Genomic DNA, 25,576 nt, shown 5'->3' on the forward strand with positions numbered 1-25,576 from the left:
ATGCGGGCCCCCGGGGACTCAGTAGATCCGTGTCCGCAGGTCCACGGTGCGGATGTCGGTCGCGGCGGTGAACAGTTCGGGCCGGGGCCGCGCCGTCGAAACCGCCAGCACCGTGTGCTCCGCGTAGAAATAACTGCCGTCAGAGCCGCCGGCCGAGCTCATGAACCGCCCGTTCCAGATGATCCGCGCCACCCGTTCCGGCCCGACCGACAGCAGGGGGGAGGGGAGGACGGCCGGCCAGGCCGTCCGCAGCATCGATCCCCATGGCCGCGTGGCCGAGAGTGCGACGCCGCCATCCGGACTCTCGCGCCAGACGATATTGGCCGGGTGCATCGGCTCGGCGTGGGCCCAGTCGTCGGGCGTCGACCAGCCGGCCGTCTCGCGCGTCTCGAAACCCTCCCGCTCCAGCCGGCGAAGATCATGCAGCCAGCACCGTCCCGCCCCCTCGTCCCACGGCTCCGGCAAGGGCGCGGCGTCCGGCAGGCGCGGCCGCCCGGCCGCCGCAGCCCGGGACGCCTTGGTCCAGTGCGACCACAGGTGCTGAACGACGATCATCCGGTTCGTCTCCAGTCCGCCGTCTGGTTCCGGAACCACGTCAGCTGCCGCTTGGCGTAGTTGCGCGTCGCCTGCCGCGTCGCCTCGACCGCCGCCGCCAGCGTCGTCTCTCCGGCCAGATGCGCCGCGAACTCGCGCACCCCGACCGCCTTCATCGCCGGCAGGTTCGGGTCCAGCCCACGCGCCGTCAGCGCCCGCACCTCCTCCAGCGCCCCGGCCTCGACCATCCGCGCCACCCGCAGGTCGCAGCTGGCGTACAGCGCCGCCCGGTCCGGCTCGATCACCCAGCCGGTCCACGACCCCGGCGCCAGCAGCGGAGTGGTCTCCGCCGTCCAGTCGCTCAGCGCCCGGCCGGTGTGCGCCGCCACCGCCCAGGCCCGGGTCAACCGCTGCCGGTCGCCCGCCTCGATCCGCGCTTCCGCCGCCGCATCGACCCCGCCCAGACGCGCCCGGAACGCGGCCTCGCCGCCCGTGTCATACAGCGCCCCCGCCGCTTCCCGCACCTCCAGCGGCACGTCCGGAATATCCGCCAACCCCTTGGTCAAGGCTGTGAAATAAAGCCCGGTCCCGCCCACGATCAGCGCCGGTCGCCCCGCCGCGGCCAATTCCTCCAGCACCGGTGCTGCCGCCCGGCTCCAGCGTCCGACCGACCAGGCGTCCGCCGCATCGGCCACGCCGTACAGCCTGTGCTCCGCCCGCGCTTCTTCCTCGACCGACGGCCGCGCGCTCAGCACCCGCAGGTCGGCGTACAGCTGCTGGCTGTCGGCGTTGATGATCACTGCCCCGGTCCGCTCCGCCAGCTCCAGCGCCAGCCGCGACTTGCCCGAGGCGGTCGGGCCGGCCAGCAGGGTCACCGGCGTGCTGATCAGGGGTGCGGTCAATTACGGGCTCGCGGGGCAGGGCTGTTCGGCGATAGAACGCGGGCCCCGCCGCCGCAACCCGCTCGCCCGTTCCGGAAAGTCCGCCTTGCCTGACAAAGCCGCCGTCATCGCCGCCCTCGACGCCATCCGCGACCCGAAGAGCGGGCAGGGGCTGGTCGCCGCCGGGCTCGCCCAGGGTCTGACCGTGGCCCCCACCCCCGAGGGCCTCCGCGCCGGCTTCGTCATGGAGGTCGCGCCCCGCGACACCGCCCTCTACGCCCCTGTCCGCGACGCCGCCGAGGCCGCGCTGAAGGCCATCCCCGGCATGGCCCGCGTCTCCGTCGTCCTGACCGCCGAGACCGCCCCCGCGACCCGGCCGGCCCGCACCGCCTCCCTCTCGCCCCAGGCCGTCGAACAGACGCGGGCCAAGGCCCCCGTGCCCACCGACCGCCCGGCCCACGTCCGCCGCGTCCTCGCCGTCGCCAGCGGCAAGGGCGGGGTCGGCAAGTCCACCGTCGCGGTCAACCTCGCCGCCGCCCTCGCGGCCCGCGGCCTGTCGGTCGGCCTGCTGGACGCCGACGTCTATGGCCCCTCGCTGCCGACCATGCTCGGCGTCTCCGGCAAGCCGGAATACCGCGACGACAGGATGGAGCCGCACCAGGCCCACGGCCTCAAGGTCATGTCCGTCGGCCTGCTGACCGGCGCCAACGACGCCATGGTCTGGCGCGGCCCGATGGCCTCCCAGGCCCTGACCCAGATGCTGACCCAGACCCGCTGGGGCACGGAGGAACAGCCGCTCGACGTCCTCGTCGTCGACCTGCCGCCGGGCACCGGCGACGTCCAGCTGACCCTGATCCAGAAGACCCCGCTTGACGGCGCGGTCATCGTCTCGACCCCGCAGGAGGTGGCCCTGGCCGACGCCCGCCGCGCCCACACCCTGTTCCAGAAGGTCAGGGTCCCGACTCTCGGCCTGATCGAGAACATGTCCGGCGACGTCTTCGGCCGCGGCGGGGCCGAGGCCGAGGCCGGTCGTCTCGGCGTCCCCTATCTCGGCGATCTGCCGCTGGACGCCGCCCTGCGTCAGGCGGGCGACGCCGGCCGCCCCCTGGTCAGCGCCGAGCCGGACGGCCCGGTCGCACAGCGCTTCGCCTTGATCGCCGCCCGGCTCGCCGACGTCCTGGGCGTCTAGCCCGACACCCGCCCCGCGCGGATCGCGAAAAAGCCGCCCTCAAGGGTTTCAAATCAAAACCCTAATCGCCACATCGTCGGTTCCAGTCGTTTTTCGCGAGCCGCCCATGTCCGTCGACGCCCTGTTCCGCCCGTTCCAGGTCAAGTCCCTGAAGATGCCCAACCGCATCGTCATGGCCCCCATGACCCGGTCCTTCTCCCCGGGTGGAATCCCGACCAGCGACGTCGCCGGCTATTATCGCCGTCGCGCCGAGGGCGGGGTCGGGCTGATCGTCACCGAGGGCACGGTCGTCGAACGCCCCGCCGCGCGCAACGACCCGAAGGTGCCGGTCTTCCACGGCGCAGCCCTGCCGGAATGGAAGAAGGTGGTGGAAGAGGTCCACGCCGCCGGCGGCCTGATCGCGCCCCAGCTCTGGCACGTCGGCTCGGCCCGAGGGCAGGGCGAGGACTGGACCCCGCTCGGCAAGGTCGACAGCCCGTCCGGCATGACCAGCCCGGGCAAGCGCAAACTGGAGCCGATGACCGACGAGGACATCGCCGACACCATCGCCGCCTTCGGCCGCTCGGCCCGCGCCACCCGCGAGCTCGGCTTCGACGCCGTCGAGATCCACGGGGCCCACGGCTATCTGATCGACCAGTTCTTCTGGTCCGGCCTCAACGACCGCGCCGACAAATGGGGCGGCGGGACCATCGCCGACCGCGCACGCTTCGGGGCCGAGGTGGTCAAGGCCGTGCGCGAGGGCGTCGGCCCGGACATGGCCCTGATCCTGCGCCTGTCGCAGTGGAAGTCGCACGATTTCGCGGCGAAGAACGCCCACGATCCCGCCGAGCTGGAACAGTGGCTCGCCCCCTTGGTCGAGGCCGGGGTCGACGTCTTCCACTGCTCGCAGCGCCGCTTCTGGGAGCCCGAGTTCGAGGGTTCGGACCTCAATTTCGCCGGCTGGACGAAGAAGGTCACCGGCCTGCCGACCATCACCGTCGGCTCGGTCGGTCTCGACGGCGAGTTCATCGCGGCCTTCGGCGGCGCCGGCTCCAAACCCGCCTCGCTGGACGGCCTGATCCAACGGCTGGAGGCCGACGAATTCGACCTCGTCGCCGTCGGCCGCGCCCTGCTGGCCGACCCGCACTGGGTCGAGAAGATCCGCGACGGCCGTCTCGAGGAGCTGAAGGACTTCGAACGCTCGGCGATGATGACTCTGAGCTAGGCCGCGCCGGCCTCGCGTAGCCGGTTGAAACCTGACGAGCGCTTGTTCGGCGATGCCGAGCCTCTAGGCTGCGTATCATGCTTCATTCGACCCGCCGCCTGCTGACCGAAGACCTCCACCCGGTCGAGCGCTCCGCTCTGATCGGGATCGTCGCCACGCGCGGCGGCCCCGCGGACGCCGAGGCTCTGTCGCCGCGGCTGTTGGGGGACGCCGCGCCGCAGTGGGACGTGCTGGATGCCGTCGTACGCTGTGGGGGGCGGGTGATGGCGGAGCGCCTGCACGCGCGCTTTGTCGCCGATGGTCGCCTCATCAAAGACGCCGATCCCCAACTGCTGTGGGCCTTCGGCTGGGCCGGCCTGGAGCACGCCCGGTCCATGCTGTTTCACTACGCCCGGGAGAGAGAGTGGGATCATGAGGCCCCTGAGAGGGACTGGGAGATGGCGCCGGCCGCCATAGACGGCCTGGTTCACCTGTCGCCAGCGGGACTGGAGGACGAGGTCCGCGCCGCTGTCGAGCCTTGCGTGGGCCGCAGCGTCTTCCCGGAACACCTCCCCGCCCTGGCCGGCTGGATCGGCGATGTCGACCTCGTCGACCGCTTCCTGGTTCGCGACCACACCTCGCCGTCGACAGACTGTATGGGCGGGGTTCTCCTCGCCGTCGGACTGCTGGGTCCGGCCGGGCGTCGGCGGCTGCACGAACTGTTCTGGACCGACCAATACCCGATGATCTGGAACGACGCGCCCCGGGAAACGGGCGTCGCCCTGCGCATGACCGGCCTCGGCGTCGCCGACCTGATCGCTGAGTTGAGAAGCCGGATCGCCACGGTGGAGGGCATGCTGCCGTTCTGGTGGTTTGTAATCGTACGCTGCATGGTCGCGCACGAGATCGCCGCCCGCGACGCGCCGCCCCGCTGGCGCTTCCTGCCGGCGCCCGAATCCCTGCTCGATCTGCACCGGGCCCTGGCCGGCCCGAACGGCGCCTGGGATGAGGGCATCAATCACCACGCCTTCCATCGCCTGGGCCCCGACGGCGAGTGGCTGGCGGGCGAACTCCACGACCTGGAGCGGCCCCTCGAACAGCTGATCCGGCGGGATGCGCTGATCGCGGAACTCTGCGGGCCGGGCGGCGGCGGGGTCTAGTCCGCCTCCACCACCACCGCCGTGCCATAGGCCAGCACCTCGGTGACGCCTTCCATGATCTCATTGGCCTCATAGCGCATGCCGATCACCGCGTTGGCGCCCATGGCCTGCGCGTGGTCGACCAGTTCCTGCAGCGCCTCGGCCCGCGACGCCTCGGCCAGCTTTACATAGGCGCCGACCCGGCCGCCCAGCATCGACTGCAGCCCGCCGACCATGTCGCTGAGGGCGTTGCGCGAGCGCACGGTGATGCCCCGCACCAGCCCCAGGGTCTTCACCACCCGATAGCCGGGCGCGTCATTGGTGGTCACGATCAGCATGGTCATTTCCTTTCGAGCACCCGGAAGACGAACCCGTGGTCGTCCTTCTCGCCCGCCGGATGGGCCTCCGACGATACCTCTTTCCACGCCCCCTCGTCGAACGCCGGGAACAGCGCGTCCCCCTCCGGCTCGGCCTCGACCTCGGTCAGATACAGCCGTTTCGCCCGCGGCAGGGCCGCCGCGAACAGCGCCGTCCCGCCGATGACGCAGACCTCGTCGACGCCGTCGTCCATCGCCGTCTCGCGCGCGATCTCGATCGCCTCGTCCAGCGTCGTACAGATCACCGCCCCTCGGGCCTCGAACGATTCGTCGCGCGACAGCACCAGGTTCAGCCGCCCCGGCAGCGGCTTCAGCGGCAGGCTCTCCCAGGTCTTGCGGCCCATGATGCACGGCTTGCCGATCGTCACCGCCTTGAACCGCTGCAGATCGCTGCGCAGCCGCCACGGCAGGTCGCCGTCCCGCCCGATCACTCCATTGCGGGCCCGGGCGACGACGAGGGCGATGTGGGGCAGGGACACGGCCTCAGTCTCCGCCGTGAATTTCGAGGGTCACAGTCCCGACCTGACCCTCAGCCGGTTCGATCAGAAGAAGCGACCCCGCAATCCGATGTTCGTACTCGGACCAACGCATCGGCCCGGATTCGTTGACGACGAGCTCGCGACGACGCACGGGATACCAGCCCTGCGCCGCCGGAGCCAATGCCTCCTCCACGGCCCGCACCAGTGCGCCTTCGTCGCCGCGTACGGGCTGGACGAACAGCCCGCAACCCGATGGACCGCGGCGGACCTGGAGGCTGTGGCCGTCTCCTGTCGCCCAGCTCCCCGATCCGCTTCCGGGTCGAGCGCACCAGTCGCGCAGCGCCGGGATCGCCGCCGGTAGATCGGCCGGCGTCTGCAGCACCAGGGCGGCGATTGCGGTCAGGATCATGCGGTCTTCTCCAGCCAGTGCAGCCATTTCCGCTGCATGGCCTGTTCGATATCGATCCCCGCCCGGTCGCAATAGATCAGCAGCATACCCAGCACATCCGCCGCCTCGTCGCCCAGCTTGCCGGCGTCGGCCGCGCCGCGCGCCCGCCCGCTCATCCTCAGATGCTCGGCCGTCAGCTCGCCCAGCTCCTCCTGCACCTTCAGCAGGGCCCAGTCGCCGGACCGCTCGATGTCATGCTCGGCGGCGTAGATGTCGGAGATACGCAGGACGTCGGCCTGCAGGTCGGAGAGGTTCATGGCCGCTGTCCTACAGCCTGGGCGGCGGACTTGTCCCGTCCTTCAAACCGCCACCGGCGCCTTGATGTGCGGCCACGGCGCGTAGCCTTCCAGCACGAAGTCCTCCAGCCGGTAGGCGAACAGGTCGTCCTTCGGCGCGATGGTCATCACCGGCAGCGGCAGCGGCTCGCGCGCCAGCTGGGTCTCCGCCTGCTCGACATGGTTCAGATACAGGTGAGCGTCGCCGAAGGTGTGCACGAACTCGCCGGGCTCCAGCCCCACGACCTGCGCCACCATCATGGTCAGCAGCGCATAGGACGCGATGTTGAACGGCACCCCGAGGAACACGTCCGCCGACCGCTGGTACAGCTGGCAGCTCAGCTTGCCGTCGGCGACGAAGAACTGGAACAGGCAGTGGCAGGGCGGCAGGGCCATGTCGTCGACGTCGGCCGGGTTCCAGGCGCTGACGATGTGCCGGCGCCCGTTGGGATTGGTCTTCAGACCCTCGACGACCTTCTCGATCTGGTCGATGACCCGCCCGTCCGGCGCCGCCCACGAGCGCCACTGCTTGCCATAGACCGGCCCCAGCTCGCCCTCGGCGTCGGCCCATTCGTTCCAGATGCTGACGCCGTTGTCCTTCAGCCAGCCGATATTGGTCTCGCCGCGCAGGAACCACAGCAGCTCGACGATGATCGAGCGCAGATGCAGCTTCTTGGTCGTCAGAACCGGAAAGCCCTTCGACAGGTCGAAGCGCATCTGCCGCCCGAACACCCCCAGCGTCCCGGTGCCGGTCCGGTCATCGCGCCGCGCGCCGTTGTCGAGGATGTCGCGCAGCAGGTTCAGATACTGCCATTCCGGATGGTCGGCCGCGACCGAGCCGGTGCGGGCCTGCAGATCGGCGAGGGTGGCGACGGCGTTCATGGAAACAGGATGCCGCTGATTCGAGCCCGGCGGCAGCCACCTGATTCGCTTGCCCACAGAAACCCCGGGGACCCTCTCCCCTTGCGGGAGAGGGAGACCGCACACGGCGGCGCAGCCGTCGTTCTTGTGCGATCGGGTGAGGGGTCGCACCGCCCGCCGGAGAGACCCCTCATCCGACCTCGCTCCGCTCGGCCACCTTCAGCCGCACGGGGAGAAGAACTTCCACCGGCCAATTTGCTGCGCTGCAAATCCCCGCCCAGCCCCCGTAATCTCGGCGACCAACCCGCTGTTTTCCTTCCTCATCCTTTCCGCGCCAGCGTCATGAACCCGCCTGAGGAAGCGGCGGCCGTATCATGAGCGGCTCACGTTCGGATCTTTGACAATTGAACTTCGACTGCCGCCTCAACCGGACGGTCTGGACGATTCGGACGGTGTTTCAGGATTTGACCCGGGTAAAATTACCCCCGGAACCCGTCCTCATCCAGGAACGCCCGCTCCTCCGCCGTCGTGTCCCGGCCGAGCGCCCGGTTGCGGTGGGGGAAGCGGCCGAAGCGTTCGATGACGGCGTGATGATGCTCGGCCCAGCGGTCGTCGGCCGACCGCTCCATGGTCTGGAACAGGGCCAGCTGACGGTCCTGCAGGGCCTGATCCTCGGCATGCTGCAGCGGCAGGTAGAAGAAGCGCCGCAGGTCGTTCTCCACCGCCCGGTCGAAGCCGGCGTCCAGCGCCTTCACCGCGAACATCCGCGCCAGCGGATCAGTGGCGAAGGCGTGCCCCGTGCCGCGGAAGGCGTTCCTCGGAAACTGGTCCAGCAGGATCAGCAAGGCCAGCACCCCCTCCGGACTGTCCGCCCAGCCGTCCAGCTCGCGTCGCGCCGCCGCGAAATGGGCCGCCTCGAACCGATGCCGGAAGTCCACGTCGAAGGCCTCATCCTTGGCGAACCACTTTTTCGGGCCCGCCTCTTTCCAGAAGGCGACGACGGCGGAAGGCGTTATGTCTGTGCTCATGACCGATAACCTAGGCGCCCCGCTCCCCGTCTTCCATGACCGCGACTGCGATCTGTCGATCATCCGCGGCAAGCGCGTCGCCGTCATCGGCTACGGCAGCCAGGGCCGCACCCACGCCCTGAACCTGCGGGACTCCGGCGTCGCCGACATCGTCATCGGCCTCAAGGCGACCTCCGCCACCCGCGCGAAGGCGGAAGCCGACGGCTTCCCGGTCCTGACCGCCGGCGAGGCCGCTGCCTCGGCCGACGTCGTCGCCGTCATGGTCTCGGACGAGGCCCACCGCGACCTCTGGCGCGACGAGCTGGAGCCGGCCATCCGGCCCGGCGCCGCCCTGATCTTCGCCCACGGCCTGTCGGTCCGCTTCGGCCTCGTCCAGCCGCGCCCCGACCTCGACGTCATCCTCGCCTCGCCCAAGGGCATCGGCCCGCGCATCCGCGACCTCTATGTCGAAGGGGAGGGGGTCTTCGCCCTGTTCGGCGTGCATCAGGACGCCAGCGGCGGCGCCCACGCCCTGGGCCTGTCCTACGCCGCCGCGCTCGGCTGCGGCCGCAAGGGCATCCTCGAGACCACCTTCGCCGCCGAATGCGAAAGCGACCTGTTCGGCGAGCAGGTGGTGCTGTGCGGCGGGGTCGGCCAGCTGATCGACGCGGCCTTCACCAAGCTCGTCGAGGCCGGCTATCCGCCCGAGGTGGCCTGGTTCGAGTGCTTCTATGAGGTCAAGCTGGTCACCGACCTGATGTTCTCCATGGGCATCGCCGGCGCCTTCGCCCGCATCTCCAACACCGCCGAATACGGGGCCTATCTGACCGGTCCCCGCGTCATCGGCGAGGCCTCGAAGGCCGCCATGGACCAGGTCCTCGAGGAAGTCCGCTCCGGCGCGTTCGTGAGGACTCTGATGGCCGACTACGACGCCGGCTCCCCCGACCTTCTGGCCCGCCGCAAGGCTCTGGGCCAACGCCCCATAGAGGATGTCGGGCGCCATCTCGGCGTGGTGGCGTCAAAAGCGAAGGGCTGAAACGAAAAGAGCGCCCGACAGGCGCTCATTCGCTTGTTTCCAGGGGCTTCGGGAACCCCTTGGAAGAATGGTCGGAGTGAGAGGATTCGAACCTCCGACCCCTGCGTCCCGAACGCAGTGCTCTACCAGGCTGAGCCACACTCCGACTTGAGGAGGGGGCTTATAGCGAGGGGGTTTGCCCCCCGCAAGCCGGGAAATGGCCCGCTGCGAAATAGTCTGGAATCCGCGTCTTGCATCCCCCGCGGCCTTGTCGTATCTCGCACGCCTTCCGGCGCTTCCGCCCCGGAAACGCCGGACCTGCTGGGGAATGGTGTAATGGTAACACTCCGGTTTTTGGTACCGTCATTCTAGGTTCGAGTCCTAGTTCCCCAGCCATCCGCCCTCCTATTCAATAAAGCCCGCCCCTACGGGGTTTGACCGTATCCCTGATACAAAACGGTGATACAAAATGCGGGTTATGAAGGGCCTCCACAAAAGGGATGGAATCTGGCGTGTGCGGGTCGCAATTCCCGCCGACTTGCAGGTCCGATGGGGCAAGCGCGAAGAGATCGTCAGCCTCAGCACCACGGACGAAAACGAGGCAATCCGCCTGGGTGCGCCCAAGATCGCGGACATCAAGCAGCGCATCAAGGACATGCGGAAACCTGCCGCTGCGCCTGTCCCAGCCGCACCACCCGCCGTGGCCCGGCTGACAATCCCGCAGACTTTCGAAGCCATCCGACAATGGCGTCATTATGCCATTGATGACGCCTACCTCGACGCCTTCAATGGAACCTCCACGCCCCATGACCCGGTCGCGGCGTCGTCCGTCCGCTACGCCCTCCAGCATCACTCGACCATCGGCCAGATCACTGACTTTGATGCCCGGTTGGCCGAGGTCCTCTCTATCCCGGTCGATCACCCGGTGATCCAGCGCGCCAACGTCCGCGAGTGGTTCCGGCAAGCATGGAGCGACGTCGAAGGGTTCCGGGATCGCTTCCAACGCGACGACTTCAATGGTTGGCCGGAAGAACGCGACGCGCCCCTGGTCGCGGCGGCGACGCCCTCGGAATCCATGCCGGTGCGCGACGAATCGCGACTTACCCCCCTTGAACTCTATGACCGCTGGTCCCCCGTCGCCTCGATCAAGCTGGAGGGGCGCAACCGGGGCTACGTCCAACGCCTCGACGAATTCCTCGTAGCGAAGGCCATCGGCCAGATCGAGCCCCACGATTTGGCGCGGTTCCGCGTCGAAGCACTTCGCTTCCCCAATACGAAGAACCCAGCCGTCCTGGCCCGATCGTTCAGCGACATCATCGCCTGGGGTGAGGGGGAAGGTGCGGCAACACCCCGCCTCGACCAAGCAACCATTTGGAAGTGGCTCAACACGATCAAGGGGATGTTCGCTTACGCGCACAAGAACCGCTGGATCGACATTAATCCGGCCGAAGACACGATGGCCAAACCGCCGCGCAAGCGTAAAGCCCGTGTCGCCTTTGACGCCGCCGACATCGCTGAGATTTTCAGCAAGCCCGCCTTCACCGGTTTCTCCGGCCGCGTGAACGATGGCTATCGCGATACGCCGGGGGAGCAGGTGGTTCGCGACGCCAAATTCTGGATGCCGATCGTCGCCCTCTATACTGGCGCGCGCATGGAAGAGATCGGCTCAACCCTCGTGAACGAGATACGCCAGATCGAAGGCATCTGGGTCATAGACCTCCTCGACCGTGCTGATGAGGAGAACGACGAGCGTGATCGCTCGCTCAAGAACGAGCAGAGCCGCCGCATCGTGCCTCTGCATGACCGCCTGATCGACTTGGGCTTCCTCGACTACGTGAAGAGGCAAAAGAGCGACGGCTACCTCTTCCCTGACCTCGTCCCTTCTATGACACCGCGCGGACAGCGTCGGACGGTCAATTTTTCAAAGTGGTGGGGCCTGTTCTGCAAGGCAAACGCCACGGTCAAAGGCGAGGGGATGGACGCGAAGAAGAAGCCCTTCCATTCGTTCCGGCACACGGCGATCCGCGCGCTGCGCCATCCCAAGGCGAACCCCGTCTTGGCTCGCCTTCTGGTGGGGCATGAAGAGGGAGAGTTCGACGAGATCAACGACAGATATGGCGAGGGAGCCGACATCAAGAAGTTGAAGGAGACGATAGACCTGATCGACTATCCGACCTTCAGGCTGGCTCGCTAGGGGCCTTAGTATTGCTCGACGCGCGCCGCCCTGCCCGTGTCTGCTTGATGCACGGGTCGCTCGTGAAATGTATTGTCGGGCATGAGATAGAACCGCCGCAGAACGCGATAACGATTGTTCGGCAAGGCTTCGCAGAGATCGACAAGCGTCGGCTTCAGGCGGGCCTCGCGTTCCCCACGGAAGCGCGCATCCAGGACGATCTTCGCCTGATTGGCAGCAGCTTCCTCGTCAGCTTCGAGGATTGCCATGCTGTCGATGAAGTTGGTCTCTTCGTTCCGGTAGAGGCGGGCTACGTAGACTGGCGGCATGGCTTGGTCTCCTTCGGCCCAAAGATACGCCGCGCCAGCGGAGGGTCAACAAACCCATAAGCCTGTCCTTATGTCGGCGATGGCCAGGACGGCCGTCAACCCGAACTCGCAAGCCGCCCTGCGCCCTTGACTCGATAGTTGGGTGACACACCATGCAGCATGCCCGCCAGCCAGCACCTCACGAAATTGACCTATCTGTTTGAGGTTGCGGCGGACGAACATGCACCTGTCGAGTTGAAGAATGACATCCTCGATTATCTACACAGCGACGACGGGCTAAGCCGCGTGATGGTCGCGCTAGTGCCACTCGACAAGGGCGACGACGTCACCTTCGAAACCCTCGCTCAGCGGGCTCGCCCGCTTGCTCAAGCGAACCGAGTTCACGACATTCTGTCTGCATTCGCCGAAGAGCTTCCCTCCAACGCCACCCTCAAACAGGCATTGGTCTTCGCCCGCGTCGCGCAAGGTCACTATCTAAACCGGACTGGCCAGGGCGAATTAGCACAGCGCAAGACGCTCATGGCCGATGCACGCCTTCCGAAAGACCTTGGGCACACGCTCCACAACGCGCTGGCCGTGTTCTTCGAACCCATCGACCCTGAAACGCTTCCCGATGAGCGCAACAAGCCGGTCAAGCTATCGGCTGAGGGCGTCGCGTTACTGCGACGCGTCCTCCATCGGATGCACGAGTCACAGCGTGAGCGTGATGGCCTCGCCGCCAATGTCGGGGACGACCCCATTCAAAGTATCACGGATCATATCCGCCGGGGCCGATAGAGAGACCGGCCTCTGCAATCCCCCCAACCCCGCGTTCACGGGGTAAGTTCTCCCTGTCTTGGCCAAGACCCTTCGTTCCGACGAAGGCCCGTGAGCGGATTCCGGTCCGCTCAAGGACAACCTTGCTGAACTGGCGTCCAAGCGTCTTTTCAGCACCCAAAAACAACCGACCCACACTGTCACTCCGGTGACAGACGCGTCCCCTCACAGGGACAGATGCGTGGCGCGCGCCATCCCTTCTCACCTTTCCGACCTACCTGCCCCCGCACCCCTCCCAAGTGAAACGAGAAAAAAATGCAACACCGGACGACCATGCTTGAATGGTTGGAAGTCAGAGATTCCAACCCCATCGCGGAGGCCATGCATATGGTCGAAAAGCTCTGCCAAAGCGTCGTGCTGGGGCAGCGGGCCGCCGCGTATTTCTCTGGTCCCCCTGGAATCGGAAAGAGCTACAACATTTCGCGTGTGACCAAGAAGCGGTTCCTCGCTTGTAACCCGACCAACTACCTGTCGCTCCTCAAGAGCATCGAACAAGCCCAGGACGAGGGCAAAGCTCTCTTCCTCGACGAAGCGGATGTCATCTTCCGCTCTGAGCGCATGGCGAACGTCTTGAAGACGGCAACAGGCGCGCGTGATCTTCGCTATTGGGACGGCGAATGTGTTGACGTGCCGGGAGGAATCTTCGTGGCGACCAATCAAAACCTCCTCGATAGATCGTGGATGGAACGCTCCGCTGCGGGCCATTGCTCGGCCTTGTTTAGCCGCGCCAACCCGATCACCATTCCCGATGACATTCTCCAACTCTGGGAATACTCGATCGCGCTGGCCCAAACTGGAGGACTACTGCGCGATGACTACTGCGGAATGCCGATCAATCTCGATACGGTAAACCGCGCTTTCGATTGGTTCACTGTCAACGTCTACCGCCTCGACACGGTCTCGCCGCGCACCCTGCATCAGATCGCATCGGACATGAACCAACACCGCTTGGGGCGCATGGATGCCGATCTCGAAAACTTCTACCTCAGGAGCCGATTGACTCGCCAAAGCAATCAGAGCCCGCCGCCGACGCCATTCAAGATCACGCCGAGCGCGGTTAGCCCGGCCAGCACGCGGTTTCGAAAGGCGGCCCGGCGTCCCGTTCCTGCGCCGGTTGAAACGCCCAAACCCAGCCGTGAAGGTGTCGCTGCTGAAATCGGGGTCCCGGCCTCGAACGTCGTGCAGTTCATGAAACGCTGGGAGGAAACTATGGCTGACTGAGGAAAGGAGCAGAAACTCGCGAACCCTCACGCGACCGTTGGGGACCTCGCTTCGAGTTCGGCCATGCGCCGCTCCAACTTCTCAACCCGTGTCTCAAGTGATCGTGGTTGGGGGACGAGCCATGCCTCGATCGCTTCTCTGATGCACTCGCTGCGGTCCCGGTTGAGGACCTTGGCGCGTTCATCGAGTTGTTGAAGAAGGCCACTAGGAACTCTCAGGTTCAGCGGGACCATGGGCTCTCTGGCCATCAGTTGATCGTTTCCTGCATCTTCAAGAGGTTGGACACCGACTGGGGTCTCCAAGTGGAGCGACGGGGCGTGAGCACGCCCTTTTCGTTGAGTCCCGACGCGAGTTGGGAAAGGCTGTTGCAGCCCTCCGACCGCAAGGCTTCCACGATGGGCAGGAGATCGCGCGCGCGCTTTTGAGCGGCTTGGCCTCGCACAGTCGCGCTCTTTGCGGCCGCCTTTGCCGACGACTCGCCAATGCGAGGGTTGTTTCCCCCCAAGGGCAGGCCGCGATCACGTCGCGCCTGGAGGGCTGCACGGGTCCGTTCCGATACCAACCGAGTCTCTTCTTCGGCCAAGAGGGCCATCAGTCGGACGGTGAGGCGGTTAGCGTTCGGGAGATCGACGGCGACGAAGTCCACGCCCGCTCGGTCAAGCTCCATCAACAGGAGCGGATCACGGCTCAGCCGACAAAGACGAGCGATGACCAGGACTGCATTGTGGACACGGCAAAGGCTGAGTGCACGATCAAGGCCATGCCTCTGCCCCGGCCGCCCGGATGCGATCTCGGTTACTTCGTCCAGGAGAACCGCGTCATCCCCAATGAACCGACGCACGGCGTCCTGCTGCGCCTCCAGACCCAGCCCCGACCGTCCTTGCCGGGTAGTGCTGACCCGGTAGAGGGCCACGTAGCGAGGCATCAAATGAGCATGAACGTTCGTCATGGCTGACTTGATAGTCGAAACGCATTGCATTCGCAATACAGTTGAAATGCGCCTCTTGGCTCTCCGACTAAATATCGGATGTCCAGCTATTTCACTAAAATCAGGATCGAAGCCCAAAGTGCGACCCGAGAGCTGATTGCCGCACTCGCGACAGGTCCCTCGTCACCTCTTCGCTCGCGCCTACGGAAATGCGGCACGAGCACGGAATATAAGAACTCTGTGGCGTGCGGTGCTGTCGCGTGCGCCAAGTGCAGGGAGACTTATGTCCGGAAACAGGTCGCCGCCGTTCAGGCCGCGTTGGCTGGAGCGAACAACGACGACTTGGTCATGGTCAGCATCGTTCTGGAGCTTGTGGGCTCGGTCACCGAAATCGGCCCGAGTTTCGCATCGGCCAAGCGGAAGCTCCGAAACATTATCGAGCAGAACCGCCGGTCGAGAGCCAGTTGGTGTGATCTCCAGGTGGTGGGCTGGATGGAAGTGGATGCCTTTGAACCGGAGAGGTTCGTTGATCTGCTGCCGCATAAGAAGGCGCAGTTCGAAGCGATGGGCGTCCCTTACGCTGGAGAGGGACCGGTATGGGTCACCACTCTGCACGGGATCGTCAGCCTAGCTGGCGTGGATCGTCACGCTTTAGCCCGCGAGCTTGAGCGGGGCTGGTCGATCGCTACCCAAGTTCACGCCCAGCCGTTTGACGGTGCACGGAGCGTTTCGGACAACATCAACAGCGTAGTTCGCTATTCGCTGAAACACAGAAGCGTCTCAAACGCCCACGTGACCGGTCCTGAACCTTGGACCGTCGTGTGGAGGAAAGCCTATTACGAATATTTGAACCAATGGTCCCGTTCATTTCAAAGCGTTAGGGTATGGATTAGGCCACGTAGTTACTTAGCTAACATAGACGAATTTGAACAACAGGAAATGAGTGGTAACGAAACTGTAGAACGGTATCTCGAACCTATGCCGATGCTGTTCTAACGAACTGATTTATCACTTTTGATAGCCTATATATACAGTGGGTTCAGCAAAATCGCAGCTTGAAATGGACAGCATCGACCGCAGATACAAACCCGAAGCCCCACTTGTCGCGAAGCGGTGTGGTCCAGCGACAGGACGGAGCCGTTGTTTCACTGAGGAGCCAATCGAACATTTCAAAAAGGCGCAGCCGGTCCGATGGGTTATCGCAGCCGATCGCGATTACGACGTGATGCTCGGCGGTAGCTTGTGAGGTGGTGACCGGTCGAGAGAGGCGAGACAAATCAAGAGGAGGGCGCATCCTCTATTTAGGTGGGCGGGAAGGACAAGGGCTTGGCCGGGAAAGCTCCCACCAAGTTTGCCTGCACGGTCGCTGCGTAGAAAGGCGTTGGTCCGTCAGCCGCCCATTCCAGGCAGGTCGAAATCGAGATCGTCCATCGTGTGATACACGCCTTCGAGTTCGCGCGGCGGCTTGCAAGGGAGAAAGCAGAGAACACCTTGGCTACTCACTCGCTCCTTCACGCGTCGAGCAGTTTCCCCTGAAACGGCCATGTTGGCGCGGCCATGAATGCCAGTGAGCAGCCAACCGCCATCGGTCTGAGTCAGGATGATAATTACGCTGAGGTCGCCGATCGCGAGATAAGCCGTGGCTCCAAGAGCGATAGCGTTCACGTGGCCAGCAAGACAGTTCTGCCACTCTCTCCCCATGGCCCGAGCGATGGAGGGAACGATGCGCCGAACCCCCGGATCATGATCCAATCCAATTCCCAGAGGAGGGAGCGTGTCCGCTTTGGCAAACCAACCCCGCACCCAGTTGCTTGCACGAAAATGAGGAGCATCCTCGATTGATTGCCGGAGCGCGGCGTCGGTCGCCGTCGAACATACCTGCCGGAGCATCGGCAGCCGCGCGTTCAGCTTGTGAGCCTCCGTCGCCGTCCTGACCGCCATCGCGGTCTTGGGCGACAAGATGCCGATGTCCAAAATCTCTACCGTCTGGAGGAGTTCGTCGTCGAGCCGCGCATCGACGCCCTCAAGCACTCGCCGCCGCGCCCGATGCTCGGGCTCCGGGGACGTCAAGAGCGCATACAGCCGACCGTAGGCGTCAGACGTGTTGAGGAGGCTGCTCCCGATCTTCTTGAGGATGGCAGGGAGGCTAGGCGGGACATCGGGATAAGCGGCTTCGAGGATATGCGTCGGCTTCATCGCGACGAAGGCGTCGGCGATCTGAATGATCGTGTCCGTATCGGTGACTTCGCCATTGGCTCGGAGAAGGAAGCCCTCGGGAGAACTGAGGACCCCGGAAGAGAGGGCTGCTGCCACAGCGTTGCGCCAGCTAGGTGAACCCCGCATTGCCGTAGCCAGAACACCCGGCCGAAGTTCCTCCAGCCGCATCATTTCTACCAGAAACCAGCCGCTCAGCGGATGGAACCAGTCAACGCCTGGGCGTGCCTGTCCGGCACCGTAGCGTTCGAGAAAGGGGGTCATACTCGCCTTTTGATCGAGAGAAAGGCGAGAGCACTGCGCTCAGCCGCCTGGAAATCTCTCGGGTAAGGGCTGTGTGACCATGTGCTTAGATTCGCACACGGGGGCTGCTGAACTCAAGAACTTTCGACCACGTCGCGCCCGGCGCGGGAAGCGATCGCCATTGGCCAGGGAGTTAGACCGCTACGGCCCAAACGGCGGCGGCGGTCGTCGCTCGGACAAGCGGCCTCTAGAACGACCTGTCAGTGAGTGGCTGAGGCTGCCGCGTCGGGTTCAGGCATGATGTCGAGCGCAGGAAGACTGCGGACGATCTTCATAGTCTCAAGGCTGACAGTGATGACCCGCTGGAAGAGTTCGAGAGGGTAGGCCGGGTTGCCGACCGTCTCGATGGCGTAGCGGTTGGCGTCGTTGACGAGGCCGCTGGCGGGATCGGTCTTAATAACCTGACGCTCCATAACCCATTCAAGAGCAGGCTTGCCGTTGACCACGTAGTCGTAGGCTTCGAGCGGGATGTTGGTCATCGTGATACGCGGATTGTAGATCACGATGCTCTTGTCGAGGTTCGGACGTTTGCCGCCGAACTTCATCTTCTCGACCCGATAGAAGGATTCGGCATCCTCGATGACGGCGAGCGACAAATCGCCTTGCTTTAGCGGCACCTTATACGGCACGACCTCGGCAAACTTCACGTGAAGTTCGCCAAGCGTTCTTCCGGCCTCCACGAATGCGCGGAACCCACTTAGGGTCGCCATAAGCGGGATGCGGGGAAGTTCTTTCAGTAGGTTATCCGCGAAAACTTCTCGATATTCTTCCGAGTGCAGCATCCCGTAGGTGTAGTCGAAAAGGTCGTCCTTCGATATTTCGACGCTGCCATACGCCGCGCGAACCTTCGCCAAGCTCTCGTCGGTGACGGCATCGACCCTTCTGAACGTGGTGTCTCCTTGGCCATTTTGCCTCGCGAACATTCCGGTGGGTTCAGCTTCTCCGATATAAAGGTATCTCGGGAAGCCAACGCCCTTCTCCAAGGTGTCATAGTTGAACATTGAATCCACCATGAGCGCGGAGAAGCTCTGCGACCCTGGTCCGGAGACTAAAATCACCCTATTGGCCGAGTCGTTCGTCGGGAAGAGTCGGGGAAGCTGATAGACGCAGTTGTTGAATTGCCGGTCGAAGTAGCTCCATTCTTTTGAGAAGGGTCGATACACGCCATCGCGTAAACCACGCTCATCAAACGCCCCTTTCCGTCCCGCCGCCGCAGAACTGAACAGTTCCCTCGTCCACTTGATGCGTTGGGGGTTCTTATCAACGAATTCTTCAACCGGAAGGTCGGTGTCCTTAGCGTGAACCGCTGCTATATACCTGTCGGACTCAGCATTATACGCAGACACCATGCTCGACATGTTGTGGGACAGGGCAGCATTAGACGGGTTGTAACACCAGGGGTCCCTGTTAGTTTTCAGACCGCTCGAACTAAGCGCGAAGATGTCATCAGGCGACTTGTCCTTCTTGCTCCCTAACGGCAGGAATGTGCCGAGATTAGCTGACCTTTGGCGCAGCCAGTCCCCATGCTCATCAGGAACGATGGACGTCCACCCAGCGGCTTCACTGATGCCGCCAACGCTTCCTGCGTCCGAGATGGCAGCCAGCTTCTCTTCGCCGGATAGATAGTCTCCGATGTCTTTGAAGAAGATTTGCGCCTCCTCGGCAGTCGTAGGCTGACCTTTGACCATCACGGTGATAGCGATCGGGGACCGACTTCCCGCCCCAAAGACGTTACCCTTTTCCTTCTGCCGCTGGAGCCCTTTGGTTCGGGCATTGCCGCGCAGATGGAAGACGAAAATCTTCGAGCACTCCTCCGCGAGACAACGACGCAAGCCATCAAATGAGTTACCGCTCACCCAGCCTGCGCCGCTAACAAAGGCAACGACGCCGCGTTCGCCAACCCGATCAGACGCCCAGCGGATCGCCCGGATGTAGCTATTGAAAAGGCTATTCTGAAGGCCAGCGTCAGACCGCGCGCCAAAGGTGTCCCGAATGCGCTGGTCGAGGTGAGCGTATTCGATATTTGCGGCGTCGTCGTTCCCACTTTCTTGGCCTTCTGAGTAAGGCGGGTTGGCTATAACCACTCTGATGCCAAGCTCCTTTTGGCGCGCGCGCCTTGAGGAATTATCGCTGAGAAGTCCTGAGACAAGATCGTCCTTTTCGTAAAGCTGGAACGTGTCGGTCAGGCAAATGCCGCCGAATGGCTCGTATTCGCCATCAGTGAGCGTGCTGTAGACAGCCTCGATGTTGATCGCCGCAATGTAGTAGGCGAGCAGCACGATCTCGTTTGCGTGAATTTCGTCTCGGTATTTCCGGCGCAGGTCTTCGGGAGCAATCAGGCCGGATTGCAGGAGGCGGGTTATGAATGTGCCGGTCCCGGTGAAGGGGTCGATGATGTGGACACCCTCGCTGCCCAGGTTCTGGCCAAACTCCGCACGGAGCACCTCGTCCACTGAGCGGATGATGAAATCGACAATCTCGACGGGCGTGTAGACGATGCCGAGCTTCTCCGTCATGCGCGGGAACGCCTTACGGAAGAACTTGTCGTAAAGCTCGACGATGATCCGCTGCTTGGCCTCGGCTGAGTCTATCCCGGCAGCCCGGCGGCGCACGCTGTCGTAGAAGTTCTGGAGGGCCTCGGCTTCCTTCTCCAAGTTCTGCTCCTGGAGAACGTCCAGGACGGATTGCATCGCCACCGAGACGGGATTGTTCCGCGCGAAACTGTGGTCCTCGAACAGGGCCTCGAACACCGGCTTGGTGATGATGTGCTGGGCCAGCATCTCGATGGCCTCAGGCTCTGATATGGAATCGTTCAGGTCGTCCCTGATCTCGGCCAGGAAGCTCCCGAACGCTTCGCGCTCCTTCGAACCTTCTTTGGCCACCGTGGTCGTGATGCGGGTGATGTGGGTCTGGGCGATCTTGGCAATGTCCGTCGCCCAATCCTCCCAGTAGTCCCGCTTTCCGCATTTCTTGACGATCTTGGCCATGATCGCCTTGGCGAATTCGTCGTCGAAGATGAACTCGGCCTGAGTGTCCGAGACCTCTCGCAGCGGCGTGTCGCCGTCGTCGTCACCATCGGCCGCGCTGCCCTGGCCGATGTTCGACTTGCCCTTTGTGGCCCCCGCCTTGGTCGGGAGCTTGTTCGTGACGGCGACGACCTCGATGTGGTCGCTCACATCCACGCCCAGTCCCATCTTGTTAATGGTCGAGTCGAACCGCTCATCGTGCGAACGAAGGGCGTTCAGGATATCCCACACGACCCGGTAGCGTTCGTTATCCTTGAGGGCCTCTTCCGGCGTCATTCCAGCGGGAACGCCGATGGGCAGGATGATGTAGCCCATCCGCTTGCCCTCGGCCCGACGCATCACCCGGCCGACCGACTGAACAACGTCGATCTGGGACTTGCGCGGATGCATGAACAAGATGGCGTCGAGGGCAGGGACGTCCACGCCTTCTGAGAGGCAGCGCGCGTTCGTCAGGATACGGCAGACCTCGCCGCCCGTGTCCTGCTTGAGCCAATCGAGGGCGCGGGTCCGTTCCTTGGCGTTATAGGTGCCATCCACATGCTGGAGTTCACAGCCGAGCGGCGAACGTCCAGCTTCGGTCTCCTGGCCTTCTTCCGAGGCAAGGTAGTCTCTGATGACGGCCGCGAACTCATCCTTGATGAGCTTCGAACTGGCGATGTCCTTGCAGAAGGCCAGAGCCCGCTGCATCGGCTCCGGGTCGGCGGCCACGTCGGCACTGAGACCGTTCTTCGTCAGGGCCTTGTAACAGCCGATGATCTTGGTCGCGTCGTCGAGCTTCAACTCGCTCGATCCGTCAGCGAGCCGACGCTGCATACTGGAACTGACCATGGCCTCATCGACGGCCAGGACGATCACCTTGTAGTCAGTCAGAAGCTGGTTCTCGACCGCCCAGCCGAAGCCGCGCGCAAAAAGGGTCGGGCCGAACATCGACTCGTCGTCCATCGAGCAAAGCTCGACGCTGGCGTCGGCCGCCTTGCCCTTCACGCTGTCGCCAAACACCCGAGGCGTCGCGGTCATATAGACGCGCTTCATCCCCTGGATGAAGGACTGGTCGTGCACCTTGATGAAGTTGCTGTCCTCCTGGCCAGGGAAGCTCGCGCCGGTCGTCCGGTGCGCTTCATCGCAGATGATGAGGTCGAACTCGGCCATCCCGTGCTGGGACTGCGCGGCGGCGACGACAGGCAGCGACTGGTAGGTGGCGAACACCGCCGTCATGCGATCAGGCACGGCTTTGGCGACCTTCGCAGCCAGCTTCGCTGGGTTGGTCGTAGCGGGGTAGTCGAGGTCGTGTGCCTCGACCTCGGCGACGTCATCCATGCTCTTGCGACGCTTGCCGACCTGGACGTCCGAGCAGACAGCAAATGACGCCAGCGGCGTCTCCGAGTCGATCGTCCATTCGCGGATCGTCTGGGACATCAACGACAGCGACGGGACAAGGAAGAGAACCGATTTCCCCTTGCCGACCATCGCCTCGGCGATTTTCAGGCCGGTAAAGGTCTTCCCGGTTCCGCAAGCCATAATGAGCTTGCCGCGATCCACCTCAGCCAACCCGTCGCGAACGCAGTTGAGAGCCTCCTGCTGGTGGGGTCGAAGCTGCTTCTTGGGCGCGACCTCGATCTTCTCCTCATGGAGGTAAGCCGCCCAGTTGATGGGGCTGTCGGACAGGCGGTCGAGGCCGATCCGGGTCGTGGGAATCTGCTGGCCGTCGAGGGCGTCCTCCGCGTGGTTGCTCCAAGGCACATCCGTCGTGTCGATAATCAAGCGACGGACGAACGGCTGCTTGCCTGAGGCGGTGAAGAAGCTGTCGATGTCCGCCTTGGCGATCCGGTGACCTTCTCGATAGAATTTACACTGGATCGCGCAGTAGCCGCCGTCATCCCGGAGCTTGGCCACAGCGTCGATGCCGGTGTCGCGTCCGTCCACACCGTTGGTTTTCGCCCAGTCTGAGAACAGCCACGCGTCCTCGTATTCCTGGTTCATGCCGGGGTCGTTCTTGATGAAATCGACCGCGATCCGTTCGAAATAGTTGCCCTTCTCGCGCTCGCTCTTGGCGGCGTCGCGGAAGGATTTCAGGAGCGTGCGGAAGTCGGACATTCGGTCACCGGATCGTAAGCGGCAGGAACGGCTATCGCCGTGCGGAGACGCTCTCACGATGAGTGTGGACGGCCCCCGGCTACCGTGGCGTGCGTTGGCAAAAATGGGAAGGCAGTAGACTCACTGCCCGAGCGCGGGTGGTGTCGTGGGGTAGTCAGCGGCTTACCCATCTCCGACGTGGAGGGTCCGATAGAGTGACGCCAGCCGCCGCGTCTCGTCCAGTGCATCCCTGAGTTCGAGGGAGGGCGAAGCTCGGCAATCGTCGAGACGCTTGGCTGCTGCATATAGCTGTTCCCGAAGGGCGACCCGGTCGGATGCTGGGATTCCACAGCCCGCCATCATCTTTTCAGATGCGAGATTGTTGAGGGCTGATGAATAGCCTCCTTCTGCTGCAAGGCACATCCAGTGCATTCCGCCGCGCCAGTTCGCTCGGGAAAATTGGGATGGGGAGCTTACAAAACTCCGCGCGCGCCCGAATGACTGGAGCCAGCCCACCATGTTCTGATCTGAATGCGAGCCCCGTAACGCGGCCACCCAAGTTTGAACGTCGGCGAGTTCACTACAATCAAGATAGGCATCCACCTCGATCGGCTCCAGGTCGGAGAGCGTGGTGAAGTCCACAATGCCGATCCGCTCGGGTTTCGGCCGAACGAAGGCCGGTAAACCTGCATGAGCGATCACTGCGCTGGGGATGCCGAGACGGATCGCGGACGGTTGGCCATCTGGCCTGCCGACAACGATCGTGCGCCCCTCTTCGCATTCCACCGTCCAAATCTCGAATGCGACCCAGCTATCGCTGGATTCTGATCGAGGGGTGACGGGCGGGGAGGCGACAATCGCGGTCTTTGCGCGTCCACCCCTGGAACGGGCTTGATCCATGCAAGGGTGTTTCGGCCAAGGCCAACCTAAGGAATCGAAATAGACCGCGCCGCCGTTCTCGGACCGGAAAAAAAAGACGCTTTCGCCACACGCAGGACAGCGAGCGTTCGGGTTGGCGAAACTTATCCGCTGCTCAGACACAGTCCCCTGTGGGGTCGGCAGCCCGTAGGAAACTCCACCCCAGCCGCAGTTGCAGCGGGACGAGTGGTTCCAAGCGTTGCAAGCCAAACGCGCCTCCCCAGTCCGGCTACCAGTGAACGGTGTCTCGGACGGTCGCGCAACTAACAAGATTGCATCAACTGGACGCGGGCGGCCCGGCCCGCTCTATTGAGGTTGATGCCAGCCACAGTCGGGAGGCCAAATGCCTGTTACGGTTATGTCGAGTGCGGGCGACTACTTCGCGGAAATCGTTGAGCCTACGGTCCACGAGTTTCAGACCACCCCAAGCACGTTCAGAACGGCGTTCGCGACCGCGACCGCCCTGTTTCACGCCCACGAATGGCTGTGGGCACATAACCGCGCGGACCTAGAGGCCCACTATGGTCAAACGTTCGACACGGCAGGCAAGTTCTGGTCCTTTGTCGAGACCCAAGTTCCACAAGCTGGATACATGCGCGACGTGGCGAATGCTTCGAAGCACGTCAAAATCGACAGGCGGCCCTCGACGGGGATGTCCCACATCGCGAACACTCATATTCAATCGACCGGATACGGGATGGGGACATATGGCGCGGGCCGGTATGGGGGGCAAAATCTCGCCATGGACGACAGCGGAAGGACGATCAGTTTCGACGCATGCGTGAACGACCTCATCGGGTTTTGGCGACCCTTAGTGCAGCGGCTGTATCCGACCTAAATGCCAGCGGCTTCCAGACGGTCGTTCAATCGTTTGGCCAGGGCGATTGAGGTCTCGGCGTGGTTCGTCTCATCGAGCAAGAGCGCGTGAAGTAGGCTTCCTTGCAGGGTCGCCGCGATTTGCCACAGATGATGCGACTTGCTGGTCAACTCCGTCCAGGCGTCCTGCATGTCGAGGTTCTGGTCTGTCACCACCCCTCGCATGACGGACAGACCGGTGACGTGTGACGAGGTTCCCGAGAGCCCTCGGTAAAAGCGATAAAGCATGTCCACCTCGCCCAGCTTGGCCAGAGCCTGCATGCTGAGCTTCGCGGCCCTTAGACCGGGTGGCAGTCGTTCAGCAAGCCAACGTCGAGTCGCTTCCGCCTCCCGTTCCATCTCTTTGTCGCCCATATCCCGAAATTGGTTGATCTGACCGTTAAGGGTCAGAAGCGCGTCCTGTTGAAGCTGGGTCCATAGGCCATCAGGCGACTTGTAGTTTGCCGCGATACAGATTGCTGCTTCGATCGAGGATCGCAGGATGGTGTCGGATTCGACCGGCAGCCCACCATTGTAGAGCAGGGCGTATCCGCGATGGTGGCTCCACAGCCGCTTGAACAGCATGCAGGAAACCATCTTTGGATCGTTGTTCAATCCTACGGTCGCCAGCGTTCTCTGCCACAGGGCGGCCCCCAAGCGGTTCGTTTCGTTGAAGAGGAGCGCATCCTCAGCAATCATGGGTTCGCACCCTTAAAGGATGGCTTTTGATGGGTCTCAGCGATCGCAAACTCCTGGTGCCGCATGAATGGCGTGCTCACGTTAACCCGTGGGTCAAGGATGATGAACTCGCAGACCTCCTCATTCTCCGAGGCGCGATAGTCTGGTCGTATGCCCACATCGAACAGGTCATCACAGAGATCACCATCCGTGCGACTTATCTCGATGCGTATCGCGGCCTGCGGTCCCAGCCGCCGTTCTCGATGTCGGCACGACTCACCCATCTTCGCAAAATCCTAAACATGGATGGCCCGCTGGCTCGCTACCGTCGCTACGGGCTGGCCATGATTGTGCGTTACGAGCGTGCTCGCGAGGTCAGAAACCAGATGGCTCACTCCGACATGTTCCCCATCAGTTTGTCAGGCCGCGAGTTCAGAGAGATTGTGATCGCGGATGGGACCATCACATCGAAAAGAGCCCCGTATTGGCCGGGAGAGTTGGAGCGCGTAGCAGAGAGTGCAGCGCGGTTCAGCCAACGCTGCCAAGCGGTGCTCTACGGTCTCAACGCTCGGAAGCTGCTACCGACTTTCGACGAAGGTGCGGCTTTGGTTTTGGCTGAGCGGGGCGATCCAACCTTGGCCGACTGAAGATCAT

At 63.6% G+C, this 25,576-nt stretch carries 25 protein-coding genes and 2 tRNA genes; 11 read left to right on the plus strand and 16 right to left on the minus strand.

The genetic code is table 11. The features are described 5' to 3' along the window. Window positions 1-18: 18 nt before the first annotated feature. Together V6M45_RS09025 and miaA are read right to left on the minus strand one after the other, a co-directional pair. Window positions 19-555 carry a hypothetical protein gene (locus V6M45_RS09025; RefSeq protein ID WP_332655645.1) on the minus strand — a complete coding sequence of 179 codons (537 nt, stop codon included), beginning with the start codon at window positions 553-555 and terminating at the stop codon, window positions 19-21. After that, window positions 552-1,436, minus strand: a complete 885-nt coding sequence (miaA, locus tag V6M45_RS09030) for a tRNA (adenosine(37)-N6)-dimethylallyltransferase MiaA (protein ID WP_332655647.1) — start codon at window positions 1,434-1,436, stop codon at window positions 552-554. The genes V6M45_RS09025 and miaA overlap by 4 nt, the downstream gene beginning before the upstream one ends. An 85-nt stretch (window positions 1,437-1,521) precedes the next feature. Here miaA and V6M45_RS09035 point away from each other — a divergent pair, with 85 nt between their 5' ends. From V6M45_RS09035 to V6M45_RS09045, 3 genes are all read left to right on the plus strand, one after another. Then, entirely contained in the window at window positions 1,522-2,604 is a 1,083-nt protein-coding gene (locus V6M45_RS09035; RefSeq protein ID WP_332655649.1) for an Mrp/NBP35 family ATP-binding protein, read from the plus strand. Window positions 2,605-2,710: 106 nt separating this feature from the next. After that, window positions 2,711-3,808 carry an NADH:flavin oxidoreductase gene (locus tag V6M45_RS09040; protein ID WP_332655651.1) on the plus strand — a complete coding sequence of 366 codons (1,098 nt, stop codon included), beginning with the start codon at window positions 2,711-2,713 and terminating at the stop codon, window positions 3,806-3,808. Between the two features lie 77 nt (window positions 3,809-3,885). Continuing rightward, window positions 3,886-4,947: a hypothetical protein gene (locus tag V6M45_RS09045; protein ID WP_332655653.1), complete on the plus strand. Its 1,062-nt coding sequence runs from the start codon at window positions 3,886-3,888 to the stop codon at window positions 4,945-4,947. On the opposite strand, the gene V6M45_RS09050 is transcribed toward V6M45_RS09045, so the two are convergent. The 6 genes from V6M45_RS09050 to V6M45_RS09075 all read right to left on the minus strand — a co-directional run bounded on the left by V6M45_RS09050 (window position 4,944) and on the right by V6M45_RS09075 (window position 8,394). Further along, a complete protein-coding gene (locus V6M45_RS09050; RefSeq protein WP_332655655.1) occupies window positions 4,944-5,264 on the minus strand; it encodes a YbjQ family protein in 321 nt (106 codons plus the stop codon). The two genes, V6M45_RS09045 and V6M45_RS09050, sit on opposite strands and share 4 nt — an antisense overlap. Window positions 5,265-5,266: 2 nt before the next feature. Continuing rightward, the gene (locus tag V6M45_RS09055; protein WP_332655657.1) at window positions 5,267-5,782 is read right to left on the minus strand and encodes a dihydrofolate reductase; all 516 of its coding nucleotides are present in this window, start codon (window positions 5,780-5,782) and stop codon (window positions 5,267-5,269) included. A gap of 4 nt (window positions 5,783-5,786) precedes the next feature. Then, the gene (locus tag V6M45_RS09060; protein WP_332655659.1) at window positions 5,787-6,191 is read right to left on the minus strand and encodes a hypothetical protein; all 405 of its coding nucleotides are present in this window, start codon (window positions 6,189-6,191) and stop codon (window positions 5,787-5,789) included. Then, the gene (locus V6M45_RS09065; RefSeq protein ID WP_332655661.1) at window positions 6,188-6,487 is read right to left on the minus strand and encodes a phosphoribosyl-ATP pyrophosphohydrolase; all 300 of its coding nucleotides are present in this window, start codon (window positions 6,485-6,487) and stop codon (window positions 6,188-6,190) included. The genes V6M45_RS09060 and V6M45_RS09065 overlap by 4 nt, the downstream gene beginning before the upstream one ends. Before the next feature lie 42 nt (window positions 6,488-6,529). After that, complete coding sequence (locus tag V6M45_RS09070) at window positions 6,530-7,387, minus strand: thymidylate synthase (RefSeq protein ID WP_332655664.1); 858 nt, start codon at window positions 7,385-7,387, stop codon at window positions 6,530-6,532. 458 nt (window positions 7,388-7,845) lie between these two features. Then, window positions 7,846-8,394 carry a DUF924 family protein gene (locus V6M45_RS09075; RefSeq protein WP_332655666.1) on the minus strand — a complete coding sequence of 183 codons (549 nt, stop codon included), beginning with the start codon at window positions 8,392-8,394 and terminating at the stop codon, window positions 7,846-7,848. Here V6M45_RS09075 and ilvC point away from each other — a divergent pair. Continuing rightward, window positions 8,393-9,409, plus strand: a complete 1,017-nt coding sequence (ilvC, locus tag V6M45_RS09080) for a ketol-acid reductoisomerase (RefSeq protein WP_332655668.1) — start codon at window positions 8,393-8,395, stop codon at window positions 9,407-9,409. The genes V6M45_RS09075 and ilvC overlap by 2 nt on opposite strands. A 68-nt stretch (window positions 9,410-9,477) precedes the next feature. Here the strand turns inward: ilvC and V6M45_RS09085 are convergent. Next, window positions 9,478-9,554: transfer RNA gene (locus V6M45_RS09085), tRNA-Pro, on the minus strand. Window positions 9,555-9,710: 156 nt separating this feature from the next. On the opposite strand from V6M45_RS09085, the gene V6M45_RS09090 reads away from it, so the two are divergent. Continuing rightward, window positions 9,711-9,784, plus strand: a tRNA-Gln gene (locus tag V6M45_RS09090). Window positions 9,785-9,866: 82 nt separating this feature from the next. Next, window positions 9,867-11,582, plus strand: a complete 1,716-nt coding sequence (locus V6M45_RS09095) for a site-specific integrase (RefSeq protein ID WP_332655670.1) — start codon at window positions 9,867-9,869, stop codon at window positions 11,580-11,582. Between the two features lie 5 nt (window positions 11,583-11,587). Here the strand turns inward: V6M45_RS09095 and V6M45_RS09100 are convergent, their stop codons facing one another. Then, a complete protein-coding gene (locus tag V6M45_RS09100) occupies window positions 11,588-11,890 on the minus strand; it encodes a hypothetical protein (RefSeq protein ID WP_332655672.1) in 303 nt (100 codons plus the stop codon). A gap of 159 nt (window positions 11,891-12,049) precedes the next feature. Here V6M45_RS09100 and V6M45_RS09105 point away from each other — a divergent pair, with 159 nt between their 5' ends. Both V6M45_RS09105 and V6M45_RS09110 read left to right on the plus strand, forming a co-directional pair. Continuing rightward, complete coding sequence (locus V6M45_RS09105) at window positions 12,050-12,667, plus strand: hypothetical protein (RefSeq protein WP_332655673.1); 618 nt, start codon at window positions 12,050-12,052, stop codon at window positions 12,665-12,667. A gap of 312 nt (window positions 12,668-12,979) precedes the next feature. Further along, window positions 12,980-13,927 (plus strand): hypothetical protein, encoded by a 948-nt coding sequence (locus tag V6M45_RS09110; protein WP_332655674.1) that lies wholly within the window; start codon window positions 12,980-12,982, stop codon window positions 13,925-13,927. A gap of 26 nt (window positions 13,928-13,953) precedes the next feature. Here the strand turns inward: V6M45_RS09110 and V6M45_RS14320 are convergent, their stop codons facing one another. After that, window positions 13,954-14,175: a ribbon-helix-helix protein, CopG family gene (locus V6M45_RS14320; RefSeq protein WP_442880573.1), complete on the minus strand. Its 222-nt coding sequence runs from the start codon at window positions 14,173-14,175 to the stop codon at window positions 13,954-13,956. Beyond that, complete coding sequence (locus tag V6M45_RS09115) at window positions 14,175-14,876, minus strand: recombinase family protein (protein ID WP_332655676.1); 702 nt, start codon at window positions 14,874-14,876, stop codon at window positions 14,175-14,177. Before V6M45_RS09115 ends, V6M45_RS14320 begins: the two co-directional genes overlap by 1 nt. 78 nt (window positions 14,877-14,954) lie before the next feature. Here V6M45_RS09115 and V6M45_RS09120 point away from each other — a divergent pair, with 78 nt between their 5' ends. Then, a complete protein-coding gene (locus V6M45_RS09120; protein WP_332655678.1) occupies window positions 14,955-15,851 on the plus strand; it encodes a hypothetical protein in 897 nt (298 codons plus the stop codon). Between the two features lie 393 nt (window positions 15,852-16,244). Here the strand turns inward: V6M45_RS09120 and V6M45_RS09125 are convergent, their stop codons facing one another. The 3 genes from V6M45_RS09125 to V6M45_RS09135 form a co-directional block, all read right to left on the minus strand. Further along, window positions 16,245-17,333 carry a hypothetical protein gene (locus tag V6M45_RS09125; RefSeq protein WP_332655680.1) on the minus strand — a complete coding sequence of 363 codons (1,089 nt, stop codon included), beginning with the start codon at window positions 17,331-17,333 and terminating at the stop codon, window positions 16,245-16,247. Between the two features lie 239 nt (window positions 17,334-17,572). After that, a complete protein-coding gene (locus tag V6M45_RS09130; protein WP_332655681.1) occupies window positions 17,573-22,492 on the minus strand; it encodes a DEAD/DEAH box helicase in 4,920 nt (1,639 codons plus the stop codon). Window positions 22,493-22,654: 162 nt separating this feature from the next. After that, window positions 22,655-23,371 (minus strand): hypothetical protein, encoded by a 717-nt coding sequence (locus V6M45_RS09135; protein WP_332655682.1) that lies wholly within the window; start codon window positions 23,369-23,371, stop codon window positions 22,655-22,657. 361 nt (window positions 23,372-23,732) lie between these two features. On the opposite strand from V6M45_RS09135, the gene V6M45_RS09140 reads away from it, so the two are divergent. After that, a complete protein-coding gene (locus V6M45_RS09140; protein ID WP_332655684.1) occupies window positions 23,733-24,227 on the plus strand; it encodes a hypothetical protein in 495 nt (164 codons plus the stop codon). On the opposite strand, the gene V6M45_RS09145 is transcribed toward V6M45_RS09140, so the two are convergent. Then, the gene (locus V6M45_RS09145; protein WP_332655686.1) at window positions 24,224-24,943 is read right to left on the minus strand and encodes a DUF5677 domain-containing protein; all 720 of its coding nucleotides are present in this window, start codon (window positions 24,941-24,943) and stop codon (window positions 24,224-24,226) included. The two genes, V6M45_RS09140 and V6M45_RS09145, sit on opposite strands and share 4 nt — an antisense overlap. A 29-nt stretch (window positions 24,944-24,972) precedes the next feature. On the opposite strand from V6M45_RS09145, the gene V6M45_RS09150 reads away from it, so the two are divergent. Continuing rightward, the gene (locus tag V6M45_RS09150; protein WP_332655688.1) at window positions 24,973-25,569 is read left to right on the plus strand and encodes a hypothetical protein; all 597 of its coding nucleotides are present in this window, start codon (window positions 24,973-24,975) and stop codon (window positions 25,567-25,569) included. Window positions 25,570-25,576 lie beyond the last annotated feature (7 nt).

Source organism: Brevundimonas sp. (assembly GCF_036676055.1).
Taxonomy (GTDB): domain Bacteria; phylum Pseudomonadota; class Alphaproteobacteria; order Caulobacterales; family Caulobacteraceae; genus Brevundimonas.